17 protein-coding genes are annotated in these 19,572 nt (G+C 72.6%); 8 read left to right on the top strand and 9 right to left on the bottom strand.

Annotation, left to right across the window (positions count from 1 at the left end):
* The first annotated feature begins 28 nt into the window (after positions 1-28).
* Both ABZY33_RS18365 and ABZY33_RS18360 read left to right on the top strand, forming a co-directional pair.
* The gene (locus ABZY33_RS18365; RefSeq protein ID WP_356492626.1) at positions 29-1,438 is read left to right on the top strand and encodes an FtsW/RodA/SpoVE family cell cycle protein; all 1,410 of its coding nucleotides are present in this window, start codon (positions 29-31) and stop codon (positions 1,436-1,438) included.
* Complete coding sequence (locus ABZY33_RS18360; protein ID WP_356492625.1) at positions 1,435-2,907, top strand: penicillin-binding transpeptidase domain-containing protein; 1,473 nt, start codon at positions 1,435-1,437, stop codon at positions 2,905-2,907. The genes ABZY33_RS18365 and ABZY33_RS18360 overlap by 4 nt, the downstream gene beginning before the upstream one ends.
* Before the next feature lie 43 nt (positions 2,908-2,950).
* Here ABZY33_RS18360 and ABZY33_RS18355 read toward each other — a convergent pair whose 3' ends face one another.
* Positions 2,951-4,057 carry a ferritin-like domain-containing protein gene (locus ABZY33_RS18355; protein ID WP_356492624.1) on the bottom strand — a complete coding sequence of 369 codons (1,107 nt, stop codon included), beginning with the start codon at positions 4,055-4,057 and terminating at the stop codon, positions 2,951-2,953.
* A gap of 140 nt (positions 4,058-4,197) precedes the next feature.
* On the opposite strand from ABZY33_RS18355, the gene ABZY33_RS18350 reads away from it, so the two are divergent.
* The 4 genes from ABZY33_RS18350 (at position 4,198) to ABZY33_RS18335 (ending at position 7,511) form a co-directional block, all read left to right on the top strand.
* Positions 4,198-5,136, top strand: coding sequence for a diiron oxygenase (locus ABZY33_RS18350; protein ID WP_356492623.1), 939 nt, complete (start codon positions 4,198-4,200; stop codon positions 5,134-5,136).
* A 33-nt stretch (positions 5,137-5,169) separates the two neighbouring features.
* Positions 5,170-5,895, top strand: coding sequence for a helix-turn-helix domain-containing protein (locus ABZY33_RS18345; protein ID WP_356492622.1), 726 nt, complete (start codon positions 5,170-5,172; stop codon positions 5,893-5,895).
* Between the two features lie 41 nt (positions 5,896-5,936).
* Positions 5,937-6,221, top strand: coding sequence for a hypothetical protein (locus tag ABZY33_RS18340; protein ID WP_356492621.1), 285 nt, complete (start codon positions 5,937-5,939; stop codon positions 6,219-6,221).
* A gap of 135 nt (positions 6,222-6,356) precedes the next feature.
* A complete protein-coding gene (locus ABZY33_RS18335) occupies positions 6,357-7,511 on the top strand; it encodes a C40 family peptidase (RefSeq protein WP_356492620.1) in 1,155 nt (384 codons plus the stop codon).
* A 52-nt stretch (positions 7,512-7,563) separates the two neighbouring features.
* Here ABZY33_RS18335 and ABZY33_RS18330 read toward each other — a convergent pair whose 3' ends face one another.
* The 5 genes from ABZY33_RS18330 to ABZY33_RS18310 are packed head-to-tail and all read right to left on the bottom strand — an operon-like array spanning position 7,564 to position 13,062.
* Complete coding sequence (locus ABZY33_RS18330; protein WP_356492619.1) at positions 7,564-8,814, bottom strand: styrene monooxygenase/indole monooxygenase family protein; 1,251 nt, start codon at positions 8,812-8,814, stop codon at positions 7,564-7,566.
* Positions 8,815-8,860: 46 nt separating this feature from the next.
* Positions 8,861-9,490, bottom strand: a complete 630-nt coding sequence (locus ABZY33_RS18325) for an ATP/GTP-binding protein (RefSeq protein ID WP_356492618.1) — start codon at positions 9,488-9,490, stop codon at positions 8,861-8,863.
* Complete coding sequence (locus tag ABZY33_RS18320; RefSeq protein ID WP_356492617.1) at positions 9,471-9,875, bottom strand: DUF742 domain-containing protein; 405 nt, start codon at positions 9,873-9,875, stop codon at positions 9,471-9,473. The genes ABZY33_RS18325 and ABZY33_RS18320 overlap by 20 nt, the downstream gene beginning before the upstream one ends.
* The gene (locus ABZY33_RS18315) at positions 9,872-10,363 is read right to left on the bottom strand and encodes a roadblock/LC7 domain-containing protein (protein WP_356492616.1); all 492 of its coding nucleotides are present in this window, start codon (positions 10,361-10,363) and stop codon (positions 9,872-9,874) included. Before ABZY33_RS18315 ends, ABZY33_RS18320 begins: the two co-directional genes overlap by 4 nt.
* The gene (locus ABZY33_RS18310) at positions 10,360-13,062 is read right to left on the bottom strand and encodes a nitrate- and nitrite sensing domain-containing protein (protein WP_356492677.1); all 2,703 of its coding nucleotides are present in this window, start codon (positions 13,060-13,062) and stop codon (positions 10,360-10,362) included. The genes ABZY33_RS18315 and ABZY33_RS18310 overlap by 4 nt, the downstream gene beginning before the upstream one ends.
* Before the next feature lie 580 nt (positions 13,063-13,642).
* Between ABZY33_RS18310 and ABZY33_RS18305 the strand changes: the two genes are divergently transcribed.
* Positions 13,643-14,431 carry a protein phosphatase 2C domain-containing protein gene (locus tag ABZY33_RS18305; RefSeq protein WP_356492615.1) on the top strand — a complete coding sequence of 263 codons (789 nt, stop codon included), beginning with the start codon at positions 13,643-13,645 and terminating at the stop codon, positions 14,429-14,431.
* A 193-nt stretch (positions 14,432-14,624) separates the two neighbouring features.
* Here the strand turns inward: ABZY33_RS18305 and ABZY33_RS18300 are convergent, their stop codons facing one another.
* Entirely contained in the window at positions 14,625-15,053 is a 429-nt protein-coding gene (locus ABZY33_RS18300) for a MarR family transcriptional regulator (protein ID WP_356492614.1), read from the bottom strand.
* Between the two features lie 356 nt (positions 15,054-15,409).
* Here ABZY33_RS18300 and ABZY33_RS18295 point away from each other — a divergent pair, with 356 nt between their 5' ends.
* Positions 15,410-16,231 (top strand): lysozyme, encoded by an 822-nt coding sequence (locus ABZY33_RS18295; protein WP_356492613.1) that lies wholly within the window; start codon positions 15,410-15,412, stop codon positions 16,229-16,231.
* Between the two features lie 155 nt (positions 16,232-16,386).
* On the opposite strand, the gene lon is transcribed toward ABZY33_RS18295, so the two are convergent.
* Both lon and ABZY33_RS18285 read right to left on the bottom strand, forming a co-directional pair.
* The gene (gene lon / locus ABZY33_RS18290; protein ID WP_356492612.1) at positions 16,387-18,804 is read right to left on the bottom strand and encodes an endopeptidase La; all 2,418 of its coding nucleotides are present in this window, start codon (positions 18,802-18,804) and stop codon (positions 16,387-16,389) included.
* Positions 18,805-18,886: 82 nt separating this feature from the next.
* Positions 18,887-19,570 carry a rhomboid-like protein gene (locus tag ABZY33_RS18285; RefSeq protein WP_356492676.1) on the bottom strand — a complete coding sequence of 228 codons (684 nt, stop codon included), beginning with the start codon at positions 19,568-19,570 and terminating at the stop codon, positions 18,887-18,889.
* Positions 19,571-19,572 lie beyond the last annotated feature (2 nt).

Here is a 19,572-nt window from a genome sequence, read left to right as displayed (position 1 = left end):
TCGCGGGCGGACTTGCTACGTTCCCGCCATGACCGGTTCCACGGGTGCGGCAGGAAAGCCGGCGGGGGTGAGCGCGCCGCCGTCGGTACCCGCCGTCCGCGTTCCCCGGCGCCGGGGGACCGAGCTGGCGCTGATCCTGCTGGCCGTGCTGCTGAGCGTCTACGGCTACTGCGACGTCGGCCTCGCGAAGAACGGCTCCGTGCCGCCGGGGGCCGCCGGTTACGGTGCCGGGCTCGGGGTGCTCGCGCTCCTCGCCCATGTCGCCGTCCGCTTCCGCGCCCCGTACGCGGACCCGCTGCTGCTGCCCATCGCGGTGCTCCTCAACGGTCTGGGCCTGGTCCTCATCTACCGGCTCGACCTGTCGACCCCCAGCGACGAGGCGGCGCCCACCCAGCTGGTCTGGTCGACCCTGGGCGTGGGCCTGTTCATCGCCTTCGTGCTCTTCCTGCGCGACCACCGGGTGCTCCAGCGGTACGCGTACCTCAGCGTCGTCGCGGCGCTCGTCCTGATGATCCTGCCGATCTTCTTCCCGGCCGTGAACGGTGCCCGGATCTGGATCAGGATCGGCGGTTTCTCCATCCAGCCCGGCGAGTTCGCCAAGATCCTGCTCGCGGTCTTCTTCGCCAGCTACCTCGCCGCCAACGCCAACGCCCTGAAGTACACCGGCAAGAAGCTCTGGAAGCTCCAGCTGCCGACGATGCGGGTGTTCGCGCCGATCCTCGCGATCTGGCTGCTTAGCGTCGGTGTCCTGGTCCTGGAGACCGACCTCGGCACCTCGCTGCTCTTCTTCGGCCTGTTCGTCGTGATGCTGTACGTGGCCACGGGCCGCGGCAGCTGGATCGCGATCGGCCTGCTGCTCGCGGCGGCGGGGGCGTTCGTCGTGGCGTCCTTCGAACCGCATGTGCACGGCCGTGTCCAGGACTGGCTGCACCCCTTCGCCTCGGTCGAGGCGGGCGACGGCGCGAACCAGCTGGCGCAGTCGCTGTTCGCGTTCGCGGCGGGCGGCATGCTCGGCGCCGGGCTCGGCCTCGGCCACTCGGTCCTCATCGGGTTCGCCGCCAAATCCGACTTCGTCCTGGCGACGGCCGGCGAGGAGCTCGGCCTGGTGGGTCTGACGGCGATCTTCCTGCTCTACGCACTGTTCGTGGAGCGGGGGTACCGGGCGGGGCTGGCGCTGCGCGACCCCTTCGGCCGGCTGCTGTCCATCGGGCTCGCGTCGATCGTCGCCCTCCAGGTCTTCGTCATCGCGGGCGGTGTCATGGGGCTCATCCCGCTGACCGGCATGGCGATGCCGTTCCTCGCGCAGGGCGGCTCGTCCCTCGTCACCAACTGGGTCATCGTCGCGATCCTCGTCCGGGTCAGCGACCGGGCCCGCGGCACGCCGCCGCCCGAGACCCCCGCGGCCGGCCAGGCCGTGCCGCAGGAGGCCGCCCCGTGACCACGTACATCCGCCGCGCGTCGGCGTTCTGTCTGCTCCTGCTGGTCGCGCTGCTGGTCAACGCGGCCCGCGTCCAGGTCTTCCAGGCCCCCTCCCTCGACGACAACCCGGCCAACCGGCGCGCCACGATCGAGCGGTACGACCAGCCGCGCGGCGACATCCTCGTCCACGGCCGGACCATCACCGGCTCCCGGGACACCGGGCAGGCGCTGCGCTACGAACGCACCTACAAGAACGGCCCGCTGTACGCGCCGGTCACCGGCTACGCCTCGCAGACGTACGGCACGACGTTCGTGGAGAGCGCCGAGGACGACGTCCTGTCCGGCACCGATCCGCTGCTCGCGACGATCCCGTTCTGGAACGAGATCTCCCGCGCCCAGGAGCCCGGCGGCAAGGTGGAGACCACCATCGTCGCCGCCGCGCAGCAGGCCGCGTACGCGGGGCTCGGCCGCAGGAAGGGCGCGGTCGCGGCGGTCGAACCGTCGAGCGGGAAGATCCTGGCGCTGGTCTCCACCCCCTCCTACGACCCCGGGGACATCGCGGGCACCGGCTCGCCGGCGACCCGCGCGTGGTCGCGGCTGAACGGCGACCCGGACCAGCCGATGCTCAACCGGGCGCTGCGCGAGACGTATCCGCCGGGTTCGACGTTCAAGGTGGTGACGGCGGCGGCCGTGCTGGAGAACGGGGTCGTCGCGAGCCCCTCGGCGAAGACGCACACCCCCTCGCCCTACACGCTGCCCGGCACGAGCACCCGGCTGTCCAACGAGTCCTCCTCCGACGCCTGCGAGGACGCGAGTCTGGAGTACGCGCTGCGGGTCTCCTGCAACACCGTCTTCGCCAACCTGGGGGTCCGGGTGGGCCTCAGCGGCATGGTGCGGACGGCGGAGAAGTTCGGGTTCAACGACAGCGGCGTCAAGATCCCGATGACCGCCGCCCCTTCCGTCTTCGACACCGATATGAACGCCTCGCAGCTCGCGCTCTCCTCCATCGGCCAGTACGACACCGCCGCGACGCCGCTGCAGATGGCGATGGTCGCGGCGGCGGTGGCCAACGGCGGGACGCTGATGGCCCCGCACCTGGTGGAGCGGACGGCGGCCGAGGACGGTTCCACGGTCTCCACCACCGAGGGCAGGACCTACAAGCAGGTGATGTCGCCGTACACGGCGTCGCGGTTGCAGCGGATGATGGTCGACGTCGTGGAGGAGGGCACCGGCACGAACGCGCGGATCTCCGGGGCGACGGTGGGCGGCAAGACGGGCACCGCGCAGAACGGGGTGCACAACGAGGGCGTGCCGTACGCCTGGTTCCTCTCCTACGCGCAGGACCGCACCGCCTCCGCGCCGCAGGTGGCGGTGGCCGTGGTGGTGGAGGACGCGGCGGCGGACCGGGCGGACATCAGCGGGGGCGGCAGCGCGGCGCCGATCGCCCGGTCGGTGATGGAGGCCGTGCTCGACTCCGCCGACCGGTGACCCGGGCCGTCCGCGCCGCAGACTCGGGTCCGAAGACCGGCTCTCAGTCCTGCGCGCCCGCCCTGATCGCGTCGGCGACCTCCGCGACCCGCTCCTGCTCCTCGGCCGCGAAGCGTTCGGCGTCGAGCTTCTCGGCGAGCTCCTCGTCCTGGGTCATGAGGGCGTCGAGGTTGGAGTTGCCCATCTCGAAGACGCCCATGTCGACATAGGCCTGTTGCAGGCGCGGGCCCCACAGGCCGATGTCCTTGACGCAGGGCACGATCCGCGAGAACAGCAGCTGGCGGAAGAGGGCCAGGAACTCGGACTGCTCGGTGTACTCGTCGGCCTGCGCCTTCGGGATGCCGAAGTCCTCCAGGACCTCGACGCCGCGCAGCCGGTCGCGCATCAGGTAGCAGCCCTCGATGACGAACTCCTCGCGTTCGCGCAGTTCGGCGTCGGTGAGCTGCTTGTAGTAGTCGCGCAGCGCCATCCGCCCGAAGGCGACGTGGCGGGCCTCGTCCTGCATCACGTAGGCGAGGATCTGCTTGGGCAGCGGCTTGTCGGTGGTGTCGCGGATCATGCCGAACGCCGCGAGCGCGAGGCCCTCGATGAGGACCTGCATGCCGAGGTAGGGCATGTCCCAGCGGGAGTCGGCGAGGGTGTCGCCGAGCAGGGCCTGGAGGTTGTCGTTGATCGGGTAGAGCATCCCGATCTTCTCGTGGAGGAAGCGGCCGTAGATCTCGGCGTGCCGCGCCTCGTCCATGGTCTGCGTCGCGGAGTAGAGCTTGGCGTCGAGGTCGGGGACCGACTCGACGATGCGCGCCGCGCAGACCATCGCGCCCTGTTCGCCGTGGAGGAACTGGCTGAACTGCCAGGAGGCGTAGTGCTTGCGCAGCTCGCCCTTGTCCTTCTCGGTCATCTTCGCCCAGTGGGGCGTGCCGTACAGGGACAGCGCCTCGTCCGGGGTGCCGAGCGGGTCGTACGGGTCGACCTCCAGCTCCCAGTCGATGCGCTTGGCGCCGTCCCACTGCTTGTCCTTGCCCTTCTGGTACAGGGCGAGCAGGCGGTCGCGTCCGTCGTCGTAGTCCCAGCTGAAACGGGCCGAACCGGTCGACGGTACCGACCAGTCGGGCGCGTCGGGGGCCCTGGTGTACAGCTCGTGCGTCGACATACCGGCAGGCTCACACGGTGGTAGACGCGCGGTCAACAAGTCGCACACAGGGGATTGACGCCCTTTGCTGACGCGCAGTCTCATAAGGGGGGCGGTGCTGTGACGGCCGGTAACTCTGGGACAGGGACGAGGAGTCAGCGATGACGACCACGACACAAGCCGGTGCGCCGGCGGGGCTGCGTGACGCGCTCGGCCTGCTCAAGGACCGCGAGCAGGTGGCCGAGCGGCTGCTGGACTCCTCCGCGAAGCACTCCTTCGACCCGGACAGGGAACTGGACTGGGACGCCCCCTTCGAGGACGGCAAGTGGTTCTGGCCGCCGGAGCTGGTCTCGCTCTACGACACCCCGATGTGGCGGCGGATGAGCGAGGAGCAGCGGCTCGACCTCTCCCGCCACGAGGCCGCGGCGCTCGCCTCGCTCGGCATCTGGTTCGAGCTGATCCTGATGCAGCTGCTGGTGCGGCACGTCTACGACAAGGCGGCCACGAGCGCGCACGTCCGGTACGCGCTGACCGAGATCGAGGACGAGTGCCGGCACTCGAAGATGTTCGCGCGGCTCATCACCCGCGGGCAGACCCCCCACTACCCGGTGGCGCGCGTCCACCACTCGCTGGGCCGCCTCTTCAAGACCGTCTCCACCACGCCCGGCTCGTTCACGGCGACGCTGCTCGGCGAGGAGATCCTCGACTGGATGCAGCGCCTCACGTTCCCCGACGAGCGCGTGCAGAGCCTGGTCCGCGGGGTGACCCGCATCCATGTGGTCGAGGAGGCGCGCCATGTCCGGTACGCGCGTGAGGAGTTGCGCCGCCAGATGGTGGAGGCGCCGCGCTGGTCGCGGGAGTTCACCCGCCTGACCTCCGGCGAGTTCGCCCGCGTCTTCTCGGAGGCCTTCATCAACCCCGAGGTCTACTCGAACGTAGGACTCGACAAGCGCGAGGCCATGGCCCAGGTCAGGGCGAGCGGCCACCGCCGGGAGATCATGCAGACCGGCGCGCGGCGGCTGACGGACTTCCTGGACGACATCGGCGTGCTGCGGGGCCCGGGCCGCCGGCTGTGGCAGTCCTCGGGCCTGCTGGCCTGACGCGGACCGCGACGGGCCGGATACGCTCCCGCCATGACGTCGGCAACCGGTACGCCTGCCTACAAACGGCTCAGCGTCGAGGTGCGGCGGGCGCAGCTGCTCGAAGCGGCGCTGTCGCTGTTCGCGCACCGGGCTCCCGAGGAGGTCTCGCTCGACGACGTGGCGGAGGCCGCGGGCGTCTCCCGGCCGCTCGTCTACCGCTACTTCCCGGGCGGCAAGCAGCAGTTGTACGAGGCCGCCCTCCGCTCCGCCGCGGACGTGCTGGAGCAGTGCTTCGCCGAGCCTGCCGCGGGTGCCCTGACCACCCGCCTGGCCCGTGCGCTCGACCGCTATCTGGCCTTCGTCGACCAGCACGACATGGGTTTCGCGGCCCTGCTCCAGGGCGGCAGCGTCGTGGAGACCTCCCGGACGACCGCCATCGTGGACGGGGTGCGCCGGGCCGCCGCCGAGCACATCCTGAGCCATCTGTCCGTCGCCGTGCCGGGGCCGCGGCTGCGGATGACGGTCCGCATGTGGATCACGGCGGTGGAGGCGGCCTCCCTCATCTGGCTCGACGAGGACAAGCAGCCCCCGCTGGACGAGTTGCGCGACGGCCTGGTCGACCAGTTCATGGTGGCCGTGACGGCCACGGCGACCCGTGACCCCGAGACGGCGGCGGTGGTGCGCCGCGCGCTCGCCCTGGAGAGTCCGGACGGGCCGGTGGGCGACCTGGCCCGGCGGGTGCTGCCGGTGGTGAGCGACGCCGCGCACCTGCTGTGACAGGGGGCGCGCCGCGCTCGCTGTGAGAGGAGACTGGGGGCGTGAAGAGTGAATCCATCCCCTTTGCCGGCGGGCCCCTCGACGGGCGGGAGCTGCCGGTGCTCGTGACCGCCACCGGCAATCCGCCCAAGGTGTACAAGGTGCCCGTGCCGGACCGCGACGGCGGACCCGACACCGTCCTCGTCTATGTACGCGAGCCCGTGCCGGACGGGAAGGCCGTGCGGCTCGTGCAGAAATGGCGGTACGTGTTCGTGCCCGACGGGAAGGTCGGACGCGGCGTCAGGTGGCCGTGGTCCAGGAAGAGTACGCGGGAGGGTCCGGCGTAAACGCGGCCCGTCGCACGCCCATCGGAGGAGTGGCCGGGTTCGGCCGAACCGAGCAGTCCGCCGGGTGGAACGGGCCGCCGCCTGTGAGGGTCCCGGTGCGGGACGCAGGGTGCGGCCCGCACCGGAGGTGATGAGGTGTCAGGCAGGCTGGTGCGATGGGTGTGCGCGGCCGCCGTCGCCGGAGCGGTGGCGGCGCCGCTCCCGGCGAGCGCGGTCCCGGAGCCGGGAGCGGGCGGGGAACGGTCCGTGGCCGGGCTGCTGACGGACCTCCAGACGCTGTATCAGGAGACCGAGGAGGCCACCGAGGCGTACGACGCCACCGCGGAGGAGCTGGCGAGGCGCCGGGCGCAGGCCGAGGCGCTCACCCGCAAGCTGGCCGCGGCCCGTGGCTCGCTGTACGGGAGCCGGGTGGCGGCCGGCCGGCTCGCCCGGGCGCAGTACCAGGGGCGCAGCACCATCTCCCCATATGTGCGGCTGCTGCTCGCGCGTGATCCGCAGCACGCCCTCGACCAGGGCCATGTGGTCCTGCGGGCCGAGCGCGAGCAGCGGGCCACCGTCGACCGGCTGGTCGGCGCCGAGCGGACGGCGGACGGGCTCGCCACCCGGGCGCGGGCCGCGCTCGACCGGCAGCTGCGGCTCGCGGCGGAACGCAAGAAGGACCGGGACGCCGTAAGGGCGCGGCTCGACGACGTCGAGCAGATGCTGGCGTCGCTCTCGCCGGACCAGCTCGCCGACATGGCCCGGCTGGAGGAGCGCGGGACGGCCACCGCGCAGCGGGCCCTGGTGACGTCGGGGGCGCTGGGTTCGGCGGCCCGGGCCCCCTCGAAGGCGGGCGGCGCCGCGCTCTCGTACGCGGTGCGGCAGATCGGGAAGCCGTATGTGTGGGGCGCGCAGGGGCCGGGTGCCTTCGACTGCTCCGGGCTCACCTCGCAGGCGTGGGCGCACGCGGGGCGGCGCATCCCGCGCACCTCGCAGCAGCAGTGGGCGAAGCTGCCCCGGGTGCCGCTGTCCCGGTTGCGGCCGGGCGACCTCGTCGTGTACTTCCCGCGGGCCACGCATGTCGCGCTGTACCTCGGCCAGGGCAAGGTGATCCAGGCGCCGCGGCCGGGGTCGCGGGTGAAGGTGTCGCCGATCGCGGCGAATCCGCTGCTCGGCGCGGTGCGCCCGGACCCGGGAGCCAGGCCGATGAGCGGGTACCGGCCGCCGTCCCTGCCGCGCGGCGCCATGGCGGGCGCCGACGAGGGGTACGCCGCCGGGGCGCCCGGCGCCCGGCGCCCGGTAGACGGGTGAGCCCCCTGGCCGGTGGTGCGGCACAGGGGGCTCAGGTGGTCCGGAGCGTCTGTCAGCCGACCGAGGCCAGGTAGGCGTTCGTCTTCTCCGGGTCGTAGAAGAAGTTCTCGAAGTCGGCCGGGTCGTTGAACCCGTTCGCGAACCGGTCGGCGACCGGCTGGAGCTGGCCGGCCGCGCCGATCAGGTTCAGGACGTGCTCCGGCGGGGCGCCGAGCATCGCGTTCGTCCACTTGGTGACGTGCTGCGCGGTCTGCCAGTACCGGTCGAACGCGGACTGCATCCACGCCTCGTCGAAGGGCCGGTCGCCGTGGTCGACGATGGCGGCGAGGTAGGCGGCCGCGCACTTGGACGCTGAGTTGGAGCCCTGCCCGGTGACGGGGTCGTTGGCGACGACCACGTCCGCGACGCCCAGGACCGCGCCGCCGCCGGGCAGCCGCCCGATGGGGTTGCGGACGGTGGGGGCGTAGCGGCCGGCCAGTGTGCCGTTGGCGTCGGTCAGTTCGACGTTCGTGGCCCGCGCGTACTCCCAGGGCACGAACTTCTCCATCAGCTCCAGGGTCAGCGCCAGGTGCTCGGCAGGGTCCTTGACACCCTTGAACGCGTCGAGCGGGCCGCCCGGGACGCCCTCCCAGAAGAGGATGTCGGCGCGGCCGGACGTGGTCAGCGTCGGCATGACGAACAGCTCGCCGACGCCGGGCACGAGGTTGCAGCGGACCGCGTCGAAGTCCGGGTGCTCGGGGCGGACGGCGAGGCCGTGCACGTAGGCGACGGCGAGCGCCCGCTGCGGCTCGCTGTAGGGCGAGCGCGCGGCGTCGCGGCCGAACATCGAGACCAGCTCGCCCTTGCCCGCCGAGACCAGCACGAGGTCGTACGTGCGCGCGAAGTAGTCCAGGTCGGAGACGGCCGCGCCGTGGATGACGAGCTGGCCGCCGCGCTGGGCGAAGGTCTCCATCCAGCCGGCCATCTTCACGCGCTGGTCGACGGACTGGGCGTACCCGTCGAGCTTGCCCACCCAGTCGACGGCGCGCTGGGAGGGCCCGGGGTCGAAGGAGCCCGGGGCGGCGACGGAGACGCCGAGGCCCTCGATCTTCGGCGCCTGCGACTCCCAGAAGTTGAGCTGGAGGTCGCGCTCGTGCTGGAGCGCGGTGTGGAACATGCACTGCGTCGACATGACCCGCCCGGAGCGGACCTCGTCGGCGGTGCGGTTGGACATCAGGGTGACCTCGTAGCCGTGGGACTGGAGCCCCAGGGCGAGCTGGAGACCGGACTGGCCGGCTCCGACGACGAGTATCTTCCGCGACATACGGCTGCCTCTAACTGATGACTGAACGGGGCGTACGGGAGGGGAGTTATTCGGGGGTGGCGTCCAGGGCGTGGCCGACCAGGGCGAGCAGCGTCTCGATCGCCGATATCCGGCGCCGCGCGTCCATGATCAGGACGGGGACGTGCGGCGGGACGGTCAGGGCCTCGCGCACGTCGGCCGCCTCGAACTCCTCGGAGCCGTCGAAGTGGTTGACGGCCACGACGTACGGCAGTCCGCAGCTCTCGAAGTAGTCGAGGGCCGGGAAGCAGTCCGGCAGCCGGCGGGTGTCGGCGAGGACGACGGCGCCGATCGCGCCGCGCACCAGGTCGTCCCACATGAACCAGAACCGCTGCTGGCCCGGCGTGCCGAACAGGTACAGGACCAGGTCGTCGTCGAGCGTGATGCGGCCGAAGTCCATGGCGACGGTCGTGGTCGTCTTCTCCGGCGTCGCGGTGAGGTCGTCGGTCTCCTCGCTCGCCTGGGTCATCAGCGCCTCCGTCTGGAGGGGCTGGATCTCCGAGACGGCGGTGACCAGCGTCGTCTTGCCGACGCCGAAGCCGCCGGCCACCACGATCTTCGTGGCGACGGGGGCCCGGGTGCGGTCCGTCTGCCAGGGCTGCAACTGCTCCTCCTCGCCGGGCAGTCCGGCGAGGAGGTCAGAGACGGCGGAGTCCACTCAGCACCCTTTCCAGGAGCGCGCGGTCCGGCTGGCCGGGGCCGTGGCCGGTTCCGTACACGCGGATCTTTCCCTGGTCGGCGAGGTCGCTCAGCAGGACGCGGACCACGCCCAGGGGCATCTTCAGCAGCGCGGCGATCTCGGCGACCGTGCGCATGCGGCGGCAGAGCTCGACGATGGCACGCATCTCCGGCATGACACCCGCGAGCGTCCCCTTCCCTATTTCGAGGCGCTCGTCGGGCCCCTCGATGGCGGCCGTGCTCGCGATGAACGTCTCGACGAGCAGGACGTGCCCGAAGCGGGTGCGGCCGCCGGTCAGGGAGTAGGGGCGTACGCGGGCGGCTCTGCGGTCGCCGCCGCGTACGGGGAGTTTCGCACTGGTCACCGGGGGCTCTCCATGGACTGGCGCAGTTCGCTGCGGAGTTCGGGCGTCAGGACGTGCCCGGCCCGGCCGACGAAGAGCGCCATGTGGTACGCGACGACGCTCATGTCGCAGTCCGGGGTGGCGTGCACGCCGAGCAGGGAACCGTCGCTGATGGACATGACGAAGAGACTGCCCTCTTCCATCGCGATCATGGTCTGCTTGACGGCCCCGCCGTCCATGAGCTTGGCGGCGCCGATGGTGAGGCTGCCCACGCCGGAGACGATGGTGGCCAGGTCGGCGCTGGATCCCCTGGGTCCGCCGCTGTGGTCGGCCGGGGTCTCGGTGTTCCTCCCGGGGTCGGAGGAGAGCAGGAGCAGCCCGTCGGACGAGACGACCGCGACGGAGAGGAGCCCTGGCACCTCCTCTACGAGATTGGTCAGCAGCCAGTGCAGATTGCGTGCCTCGCTGCTGAGCGCGCGGTTGTTGAGTGCAGGGGTGGGCGCAGTCAACTGCTTGCCTCCTCGGCTGAGTCCCCCTTGGCTTCTCCGGTACGTTCCTGGGCGGCGGTCCGGGTCGTGGCCGGCCGGCCCCCGATCTCCGCCTCGACAGCGCGCCGGCCCTGCTGCGCGCCGCTGTGGAAACCGCCGAGCCTGCGACGCAGCGCGTCCGCGTCGACGGCGCCGGTGCGCGGTTTCGGGGCGGCGGCGGGCGCGGCCACCTTCGGGGTCCGCTTGGGCAGCCCCTTGTCGGTGACGCGCTCCCACTGGGGCGCGCGGGGCGCGGGGACACCGGCGCTGCGGTCCGCGTCGGCTGCCGCCGGGGCCGGGTCCGCCTGCGGCTCTGCGGGGCGCTCGTCCGGGGTGCTGTCCGCGCCGGGGCCGGCGTCCGGGGTGGCGGCGGCACCGGGTTCCTCGGGCGGTGCCGGGGCGACCAGCTCCATCGTGGTCTCGGACGCGGACTCCGGCTCGGACTCGGACGCGGGGTGCGCGTCCGGGGTCTGCGAGGTCGGCGGGGTCTCGGGCTCGGGGGCCGGGTCGGTCCCGGCCGCGCGGACCGCGTGTTCCGCCGCCTTGATGAGGGGGTCCGCGGCCGGGGCCTGGGGCGGGAGGGGGGTGTGGCCGGACGCGCGGCCGTCCAGGACGTTGGAGTTGGCCTCGGCCTCGGAACCCGGCAGGTGCACGGCGGGGGCCCCGCCCGGCACCGGCACGGGCGGCGGCGCCGCGACGGCGGGCACGGCGGCGAGCAGCGCGGTGGGCAGCACGACGACGGCCGCGATGCCCCCCTGCTTCTGCTCGCGCAGGCGGACCCGCACCCCGTGCCGCGCCGCGAGCCGCGCGACGACGTACAGGCCGAGTCCCAGCCCTTGCGCGTCCTGCGCGTCGTGGGCCTGCTCGGCGGAGAAGGAGGAGAGCCGGGCGTTCAGCTCCCGCATCCGGTCCTCGGCGATGCCGATGCCCTCGTCCTGGACGGAGAGCATGACCTCGCTGTTCTCCAGGAGCCAGGCGGAGACCTCGACGGCGGCGTCCGGCGGCGAGAACGTCGTGGCGTTCTCCAGCAGCTCGGCGACGAGGTGGCTGAGGTCGTCCGCGGCGAACCCGGCGATGTGGGCGTGCGGCGGCAGCGCGGCGATCCGGACCCGCTCGTACCGCTCGATCTCCGAGACGGCGGCGCGCAGGACGTCGACGAGCGGCACGGAACCGGCGTGCTGCTGGCCGTGCTCGGCGCCGGCCAGGACGAGCAGGTTCTCGCTGTGGCGCCGCATGACGGTGGCGAAGTGGTCCAGCTTGAAGAGGGTGGCGAGCCGCTCGGGGTCCTGCTCGCGGTCCTCCAGGCCCTCGATGATCCCGAGCTGCCGCTCCACGAGCCCGAGCGTGCGCAGCGCGAGATTCACGAACGTGCTGTCGATGGAGTGCCGGACCCGCTCCAGCTGCGTCGCGGCCTCGGCCAGCTCGGCGCGGAGCGCGTCGCGGTCGTCCGCCATCCGCTGCCGCTCGCCGACGAGGTGCTTGCGGTCGGACTCCAGGGTGCCCTGCCGCTCCTGGAGCGCGACGGCGTGCGCGTGCAGCGCGTTGACGGAGCGGACCACCTGGGCGAACTCGTCGTTGCGCCCGGTGAACTTGACGGGCTCCTCGCCGGCCGGGTCGGCGGCGACCCGGGCGGAGCCGAGGCGGAGCACGGCGAGCGGCCGGGTCAGCGAACGGGCGGTCCCCATGACGACGCCGACCGCCGCGAGGAGGCAGATCCCGACCAGGGCGACACGCAGTTCGAGCCCGTCGACGTCCTCGTCGCGCAGCCGCTCCAGGCTCTTGACGCGCGCGTCCCCGAGGGCGGACTCGGCGCCGCGCATCGCGTCGATCCGGGCGGTCAGGGCGGCGTCGACGCTCTTGGGGTCGTAGTCCAGCTCCGCGTCGGAGAGGGCCGGCGCGTCGGTGAGCCGGGCCAGGTACTTGTCGCCCTTCGAGACGTCGGGCCCGGTGACGGTGGCGTCGTACGCGGAGACGGACGCGGCCGGGGCGGAGTCGCGGAAGTCGTCGAGGGCGGCCTGTTCGCGGACGCGGGCCTGCTGGGCGGCGGCGCTCAGTTCGGCGCGCTGTCCGCTGCCCGCGGAGTCCTGGTCGGTGACGGTCTTCGGCAGCCCGGTGACGGGGTCGATGACGGTCGTCGTCGACTTCGGTACGGCGAACGCGGCGAGCAGCAGACCGCGGGTGGCGGAGGCCTGGTCGACGGCGCGGTCGAGGTCGGCGAGGGCGTGCGCGCCGGAGCCCGCGCGGGGCGGCATCGCGTCGGCCAGCTGCTCGGCCAGGCGGTGCAGTTCCGTGATGGCCTGCGAGTAGGCGGTGTGCGCCTCCAGGGCGGAGCCCTTGCCGGTGAGGGCGGCGCGCCGGACGGCGGCGATCTCGTCGACGGTGCGCCGCAGGGAGCCGGTCGCGTCGGCGCGCACCTCGTCCACCTGCCGGTCGACGCGGGCGCTGCGCGCCTCGCTCAGCCCCTGACTCTTGGGGCGTCCGGCGGCGATGTAGGCGCTGACCTCGTCGCGTTCGTCGGCCAGGGCGTGCGACAGGGCGAGGGCCAGCTGGGTCTGTTCGGCGTCGTCGACCAGGCCCTGTGACTCGCCGACCCGCTCCGAGGCGGCCATGAGGACGGGGGCGCCCGCGCCGAGGACGGCGGCGGCCACGACGGCGACGGCGATGATCAGCCGGTTGCGCACCCGGGCCCGCTTGCCCTTGCCCGCGGGGACCGGCGCCGGGGCCTTGGCGGGGGCGGGGCGAGCCGCGTTCGGGGCGGCAGGCGCCGCGGGGGTGTCCGCACTCTCGGGCCGCGAGGCCGTCACACTCTCCGGGGCCGACGCCGATTCCAGGCCATCCGAACCACCCGCGCCGTCCGGCCCACCCGTCCCACTGGCCCCGTTACCGCCGGAGGTGTTCCGCACCTGGTGCTCGCATTCCTGACTCGTCCTACCTTGGGCGCAGGTGACGGACCGTCAACCCACGCGCCCCTCTGGCATGGCTCCTGACCATTCCAGTGCCGGTGAGCAGGGGGCGCACATCACCTTGCCCGCCACCCGAAGGAGTGAACATCGAGCGGGAGTTGGGGAGCAAGTTCCCCGGGCACCGGCGCGACGCCCCCGCGGCGGGCCGGTTGGACGTCTTTCGCAGGCTTTGGCAAGATGCCCCGCCACGCGCCATCGGAGTTGATCATTCCGGCCCAAAACAGGCGGCTCACCTGCCGGTACCGGCTCCGGCGCACCAACCGCCCGGGCCCGCGTGGACCTCGGGCAGACTGGCCGGATGCGCATCGAACTGACCACCGGGCCCGGCGCCCCGGACCGCCCGAACGAGGACTACGCGTCGGTCGCGGTTCCGGCCTGCGGACAGGGCGGATCACTGGTCGTCCTGGACGGGGTCACGCCGCCGGCCACCGAGAACGGCTGTCTGCATTCCGTCCCCTGGTTCACGGCCCGACTGGGCGGCACCCTGGGGGAACTGTCCGCTTCGCGACGCGATATGACGTTGTGTGACATCCTCGCGGCGGCGATCACCCGTACCGCCGACGCACACCGCGCGACCTGTGACCTTTCTCACCCGCGCACGCCGCAGGCAACCGTCGTCCTGGTGCGCTGGGACGCGGACCGGGTCGAACATCTGGTGCTCTCCGACTCGGCGCTGCTCGTCGAGGCGCCGGGCGGCTCGGTCTCGGCGCTGCTCGACGACCGCCTGAGCCGGGTCCCGCGCGCGTCCCTGGTCTCGGACGAGGTGGCCGACGCGACGGTACGCAACAAGGAGGGCGGCTTCTTCACGGCCGCCGCCGACCCCGAGGTGGCGGCCCGCGCCGTGGTCGGCACGCTCCCCCGCGACCGGGTCCGGGCGCTGGCGGCGCTGACCGACGGGGTGACGCGCTGGGTGGAGAAGTTCCACGCGGGCGACTGGACGGACCTGTTCGCGCTCATACGGAAGGAGGGCGCGGAGGCGGTGGTGGCCCGCGTCCGGGCCCTGGAACAGGCGGACGCACAGACCCGCACGCATCTGCGCCGCAGCAAGACCCACGACGACGCGACGCTGGTCTACGCGGAGTTCTGACCCCCCGCCCCCAGCAGCCCCAGACCCAGCCCCTCCGGCGCTTCAGGAGCGGGGGTCCGGGGCGGAGCCCCGTGACGGCGAGCAGAATCCGGCGCCATGACTCCACCCACGCAGCCCCAGATCCAGCCCTTCCGGCGCTTGAGGAGCGGGGTCCGGGGCGGAGCCCCGTGGCGGTGCGCCGGGGCTGCCCGCCCTACTCCGCGCCCGCGTTCAGCTGATGCAGCAGCCGCGCCAGTTCAGCCACCTCCACCCGGTCCCACCCGGCAAGCTGCCGCACATACCGCATGCGCCGAGCCTCCCGCACCCGCCCGAAATCCACCCGCCCGCGCTCGGTGAGCGAGACGAGCCAGGCGCGCCCGTCGGCCGGATCGGGCTCCCGCGCGATGAACCCGAGCTCCTCCAGGGCCCGCAACTGACGGCTCATCGTCGCCTTGCCGACCCCGATGTAGGCGGCGAGCTCGGTGGCCCGCTGCGCCCCGCACTCCTCCAGCCGCACGAGAAGCCCGTACGCGGCCGGCTCCAGGTCCGGATGGACCTCGCGGGCCATCTCCCCGGACGAGGCCCGGGCGCGACGCAGGAAGACCGTCAACTCCCGCTCCAGGGAAAGGAATTCGTGGTCCACACCAGTCGGCGCGGGCCCTGAATTCGTGGCACGCCCAGCGGACCGCCGCCCGTCGTTCCCGTCTTCGTGCACGTCAGCACCCATGGCCAGAGTTTCCCCGGGTTTCCCTGTTCTGAAAGTTTTCGCCAACTGCCGCCATCACCGCAGCTCCGCCAGTATTTCGCAGGAGTAGACCAACGGCACCATCCGATGCCCCTTCCCACCCCCCGGTCCACCTGCGTAGCGTCATGCATGGCATGTCCATACCAGCACGGCCCGCAGCGGGTCCGGCAGGGCATGCCGACCGGCCGCACACCCCAGCACAGGTCCCCGATCAGCGCCGCGCTGGTCCCCCACGGCCTTCATGGAGGCATGCCATGCCCGTGCACAGACCCGGCTCCACCAAGCGGAGAAGCGCCGCCGCAGGCGCCCTGTTCGCCGCCCTCTCCCTCCTCCTCGCCCTGCCGGCCAGCGCGGGGGCCGCCGACGTCCCCGCCCGCGGCGACGCCCACCTCGGCATGGGGGTCGCCGCGCACGACGGCGACACCGGCCAGGGCCCGGTCGGCCGCGCCACCCAGACCGAGGGCGTCGACGTCAGCAGCCACCAGGGCAACGTCGCCTGGTCGACCCTGTGGAACAGCGGCGTGAAGTGGGCCTACACCAAGGCCACCGAAGGCACGTACTACACGAACCCGTACTTCGCGCAGCAGTACAACGGTTCGTACAACGTGGGCATGATCCGCGGCGCGTACCACTTCGCGACCCCGGACACCACGAACGGCGCGACGCAGGCCAACTACTTCGTGGACCACGGGGGCGGCTGGTCGAAGGACGGCAGGACGCTGCCGGGCGTGCTCGACATCGAGTGGAACCCGTACGGCGCCTCCTGCTACGGCAAGACGGCCGCCGGGATGGTCACGTGGATCCGGGACTTCGTGAACCAGTACAAGGCGCGTACCGGCCGGGACGCCGTGATCTACACGGCGACCAGCTGGTGGACCGAGTGCACGGGCAACTCCAGCGCGTTCGGTGCCACCAACCCGCTGTGGATCGCCCGGTACGCCGCCACCGTGGGCACGCTCCCCGCGGGCTGGGGCTTCCAGACGATCTGGCAGTACACGTCGAGCGGCCCGACCGTCGGCGACCACAACAAGTTCAACGGCGCGCTCGACCGCGTCCAGGCACTCGCCAACGGCTGACCGCCCCCGTCGAGTCCCGCCCAGATCAAGCCCGTCCGGCGATTGAGGACCGGGGTCCGGGGCAGAGCCCCGTGACGGTACGCGGGCCCCCGTGAAGGTACGCGAAGGCCCGGGCCCCCAAGGGGAGCCCGGGCCTTCACCATCCGGCCGCACACTCACGCCGCGACCGGAACCTCCAGACCCGCCGAGGCCGACGCAGGCGCAAGCGCCAGCTCAAGAACCTGTCGCACATCCGTCACCGGGTGCACGTCCAGCTTCTCCAGCACCTCGGCCGGGACATCATCCAGATCCGCCTCGTTCCGCTTCGGGATGATCACCGTCGTGACGCCGGCCCGGTGCGCGGCGAGCAGCTTCTGCTTCACCCCGCCGATGGGCAGGACCCGGCCGGTCAGCGACACCTCACCGGTCATCGCCACATCCGTACGGACCAGCCGCCCGCTGAGCAGCGAGGCGAGGGCGGTCGTCATGGTGACGCCCGCGCTCGGCCCGTCCTTGGGCACCGCGCCGGCCGGGAAGTGGATGTGCACGCCGCGCTCCTTCAGGTCGGCGACGGGCAGCTCCAGTTCGGCGCCGTGCGAGCGCAGGAAGGAGAGCGCGATCTGCGCCGACTCCTTCATGACGTCGCCCAGCTGGCCGGTGAGGGTCAGTCCGGCCGCGCCGGTCTCCGGGTCGGCGAGGGACGCCTCCACGAAGAGCACGTCGCCGCCGGCCCCGGTCACCGCGAGCCCGGTCGCGACCCCGGGCACCGCCGTGCGCCGCTCGGCCGGGTCCTGCGCCGACTCGGGCACGTGGTGCGGCCGCCCGATGAGGGAGCGCAGATCGGCGTCGGTCACCGTGAACGGCAGCTCGCGCTCGCCCAGTTCGTGCTGGGCCGCGACCTTGCGCAGCAGCCGGGCCACGGAGCGCTCCAGGTTACGGACGCCCGCCTCCCGGGTGTACTCGCCGGCGAGCTTGCGCAGCGCGCTCTCGTCGAGGGTGACCTCGTCCTGCTCCAGGCCGGCCCGCTCCAGCTGGCGCGGGAGCAGGTGGTCGCGGGCGATGACGACCTTCTCGTCCTCGGTGTACCCGTCGAGCCGCACCAGCTCCATACGGTCGAGCAGCGCCTCCGGGATGGCCTCCAGGACGTTCGCCGTCGCGAGGAACACCACGTCGGACAGGTCGAGTTCGACCTCCAGGTAGTGGTCGCGGAAGGTGTGGTTCTGGGCGGGGTCGAGGACTTCGAGCAGGGCCGCGGCGGGGTCGCCGCGGAAGTCGGAGCCGACCTTGTCGATCTCGTCGAGCAGCACGACCGGGTTCATCGACCCGGCTTCCTTGATGGCCCGCACGATGCGGCCCGGCAGTGCGCCCACGTACGTACGGCGGTGACCGCGGATCTCGGCCTCGTCGCGCACGCCGCCGAGAGCGACCCGGACGAACTTGCGGCCCATCGCGTGCGCCACGGACTCGCCGAGCGAGGTCTTGCCGACGCCGGGCGGGCCGACGAGGGCGAGCACGGCGCCGCCGCGGCGGCCGCCCACCACCCCGAGGCCGCGGTCGCTGCGCCGCTTGCGCACGGCCAGGTACTCGGTGATGCGCTCCTTCACGTCCTGGAGTCCGGAGTGCTCGGCGTCGAGGATCTCCTGGGCGCCCTTGATGTCGTACTCGTCCTCGGTCCGCTCGTTCCACGGCAGTTCGAGGACGGTGTCGAGCCAGGTGCGGATCCAGGAGCCCTCGGGGGACTGGTCGCTGGAGCGCTCCAGCTTCTCGACCTCCTTGAGCGCGGCCTCGCGGACCTTCTCGGGCAGGTCGGCGGCCTCGACGCGGGCGCGGTAGTCGTCGGACTCCTCGCCCTCCGCCTCGCCGTTGATCTCGCGCAGTTCCTTGCGGACCGCGTCGAGCTGGCGCCGCAGCAGGAACTCGCGCTGCTGCTTGTCGACGCCCTCCTGGACGTCCTTGGCGATCGACTCGGCGACGTCCTGCTCGGCGAGGTGCTCGCGCAGCTGCTCGGTGGCGAGCTTGAGGCGGGCGACGGGGTCGGCGGTCTCCAGGAGTTCGATCTTCTGGTCGGTGGTGAGGAAAGGCGAGTAGCCGGAGTTGTCGGCCAGGACGGAGACATCGTCGATCTGCTGGACGCGGTCCACGACCTGCCAGGCGCCCCGCTTCTTCAGCCAGTTCGTGGCGAGCGCCTTGTACTCCTTGACCAGCTCGGTGACGGCGCCGGGCAGCGGCTCGGGCACCTCCTCCTCGACGGTCAGGCCCTCCACCCACAGGGCGGCGCCGGGCCCGGTGGTGCCCGCGCCGATCCGCACGCGGCGGCGGCCGCGGATCAGTGCGCCGGGGTCACCGTCGGCGAGGCGTCCCACCTGCTCGACGGTGCCGAGCACCCCCGTGTTCGCGTACGTGCCGTCGATGCGCGGAACAAGCAGCACCTTCGGCTTGCTGTCCCCGCTGGATCGCGCGGCGGCCTGGGCGGCCTCCACGGCGGCGCGGACGTCCGTGTCGTTCAGGTCCAGGGGCACCACCATGCCGGGCAGCACGACCTCGTCGTCGAGCGGCAGCACGGGCAGAGTGAGCGGTGTGGACGTCGAAGCCATGATCTCCCCTTCGGCAGTCAAGTTGAGCTATGTCGACTCAATGCTTGGCTGTCCCCGAATGTTCCCGGCCATGCGTTCGCTCTCAGCGATCGGCTCCGCCGCGTCGTGCGGCCGCGGGCGCGTGGGCCAGGGGGCGCAGCAGCGGCCACGTCGCGAGCCCGACGGCCAGCGCCAGCAAATGGCCCCAGCTCGTCATCGGGTCGGTGAAGGTGAGCAGGTCCGCGACGAGCATCGCCGTGAAAGCGCCGAGCACCAGCCACCGCGGCCAGGGCGTGAGCAGTCCGGCCAGCGCCCCGGCGCTCGCCGCGACACCGAAGCTCACGCCGTAGTCGAGGCGGTGCAGCGAGGTGCCGGGCAGGTGGCCCGCCATCACGGAAAGACCGACCGGGACCTCGGTGGCCAGCGTCGCCAGGACGTGGCCGAGCAGGAAGACGGCGGCGGTGCGCCGGCCGCCGATCCGCCGCTCCAGCGCGCTCAGCACGAGCAGGAAGGCGAGCACGAGCGGCGACGTGACCCCGCCCGCGATCCACAGCGCGCTGGCCCCGAGCGCCAGGACCGGCGAGCGCACCAGGTGCGCGACGTCCGTACTGGACGCCCGGAGCACCGCGGCGACCGTGTCCGGGGCAGCGGCCGCCATGAACAGCGAGGTGCCGGCGAGGACGACCGCGTACCCGAAGGTGAAGGGGGTGCCGGCCGGCGAGGGCAGCAGCCGCGCCAGGGCACGGAGGCGGCCGGGGCGGCGGCGCGCCGGCACGGTCTCCGGCACGG

The sequence above is a fragment of the Streptomyces sp. NPDC006552 genome (genome assembly GCF_040611655.1).
GTDB lineage: Bacteria > Actinomycetota > Actinomycetes > Streptomycetales > Streptomycetaceae > Streptomyces.
Note: the sequence above shows the minus strand (reverse complement) of the source record. Positions and strands in the feature narration are given on the sequence as shown.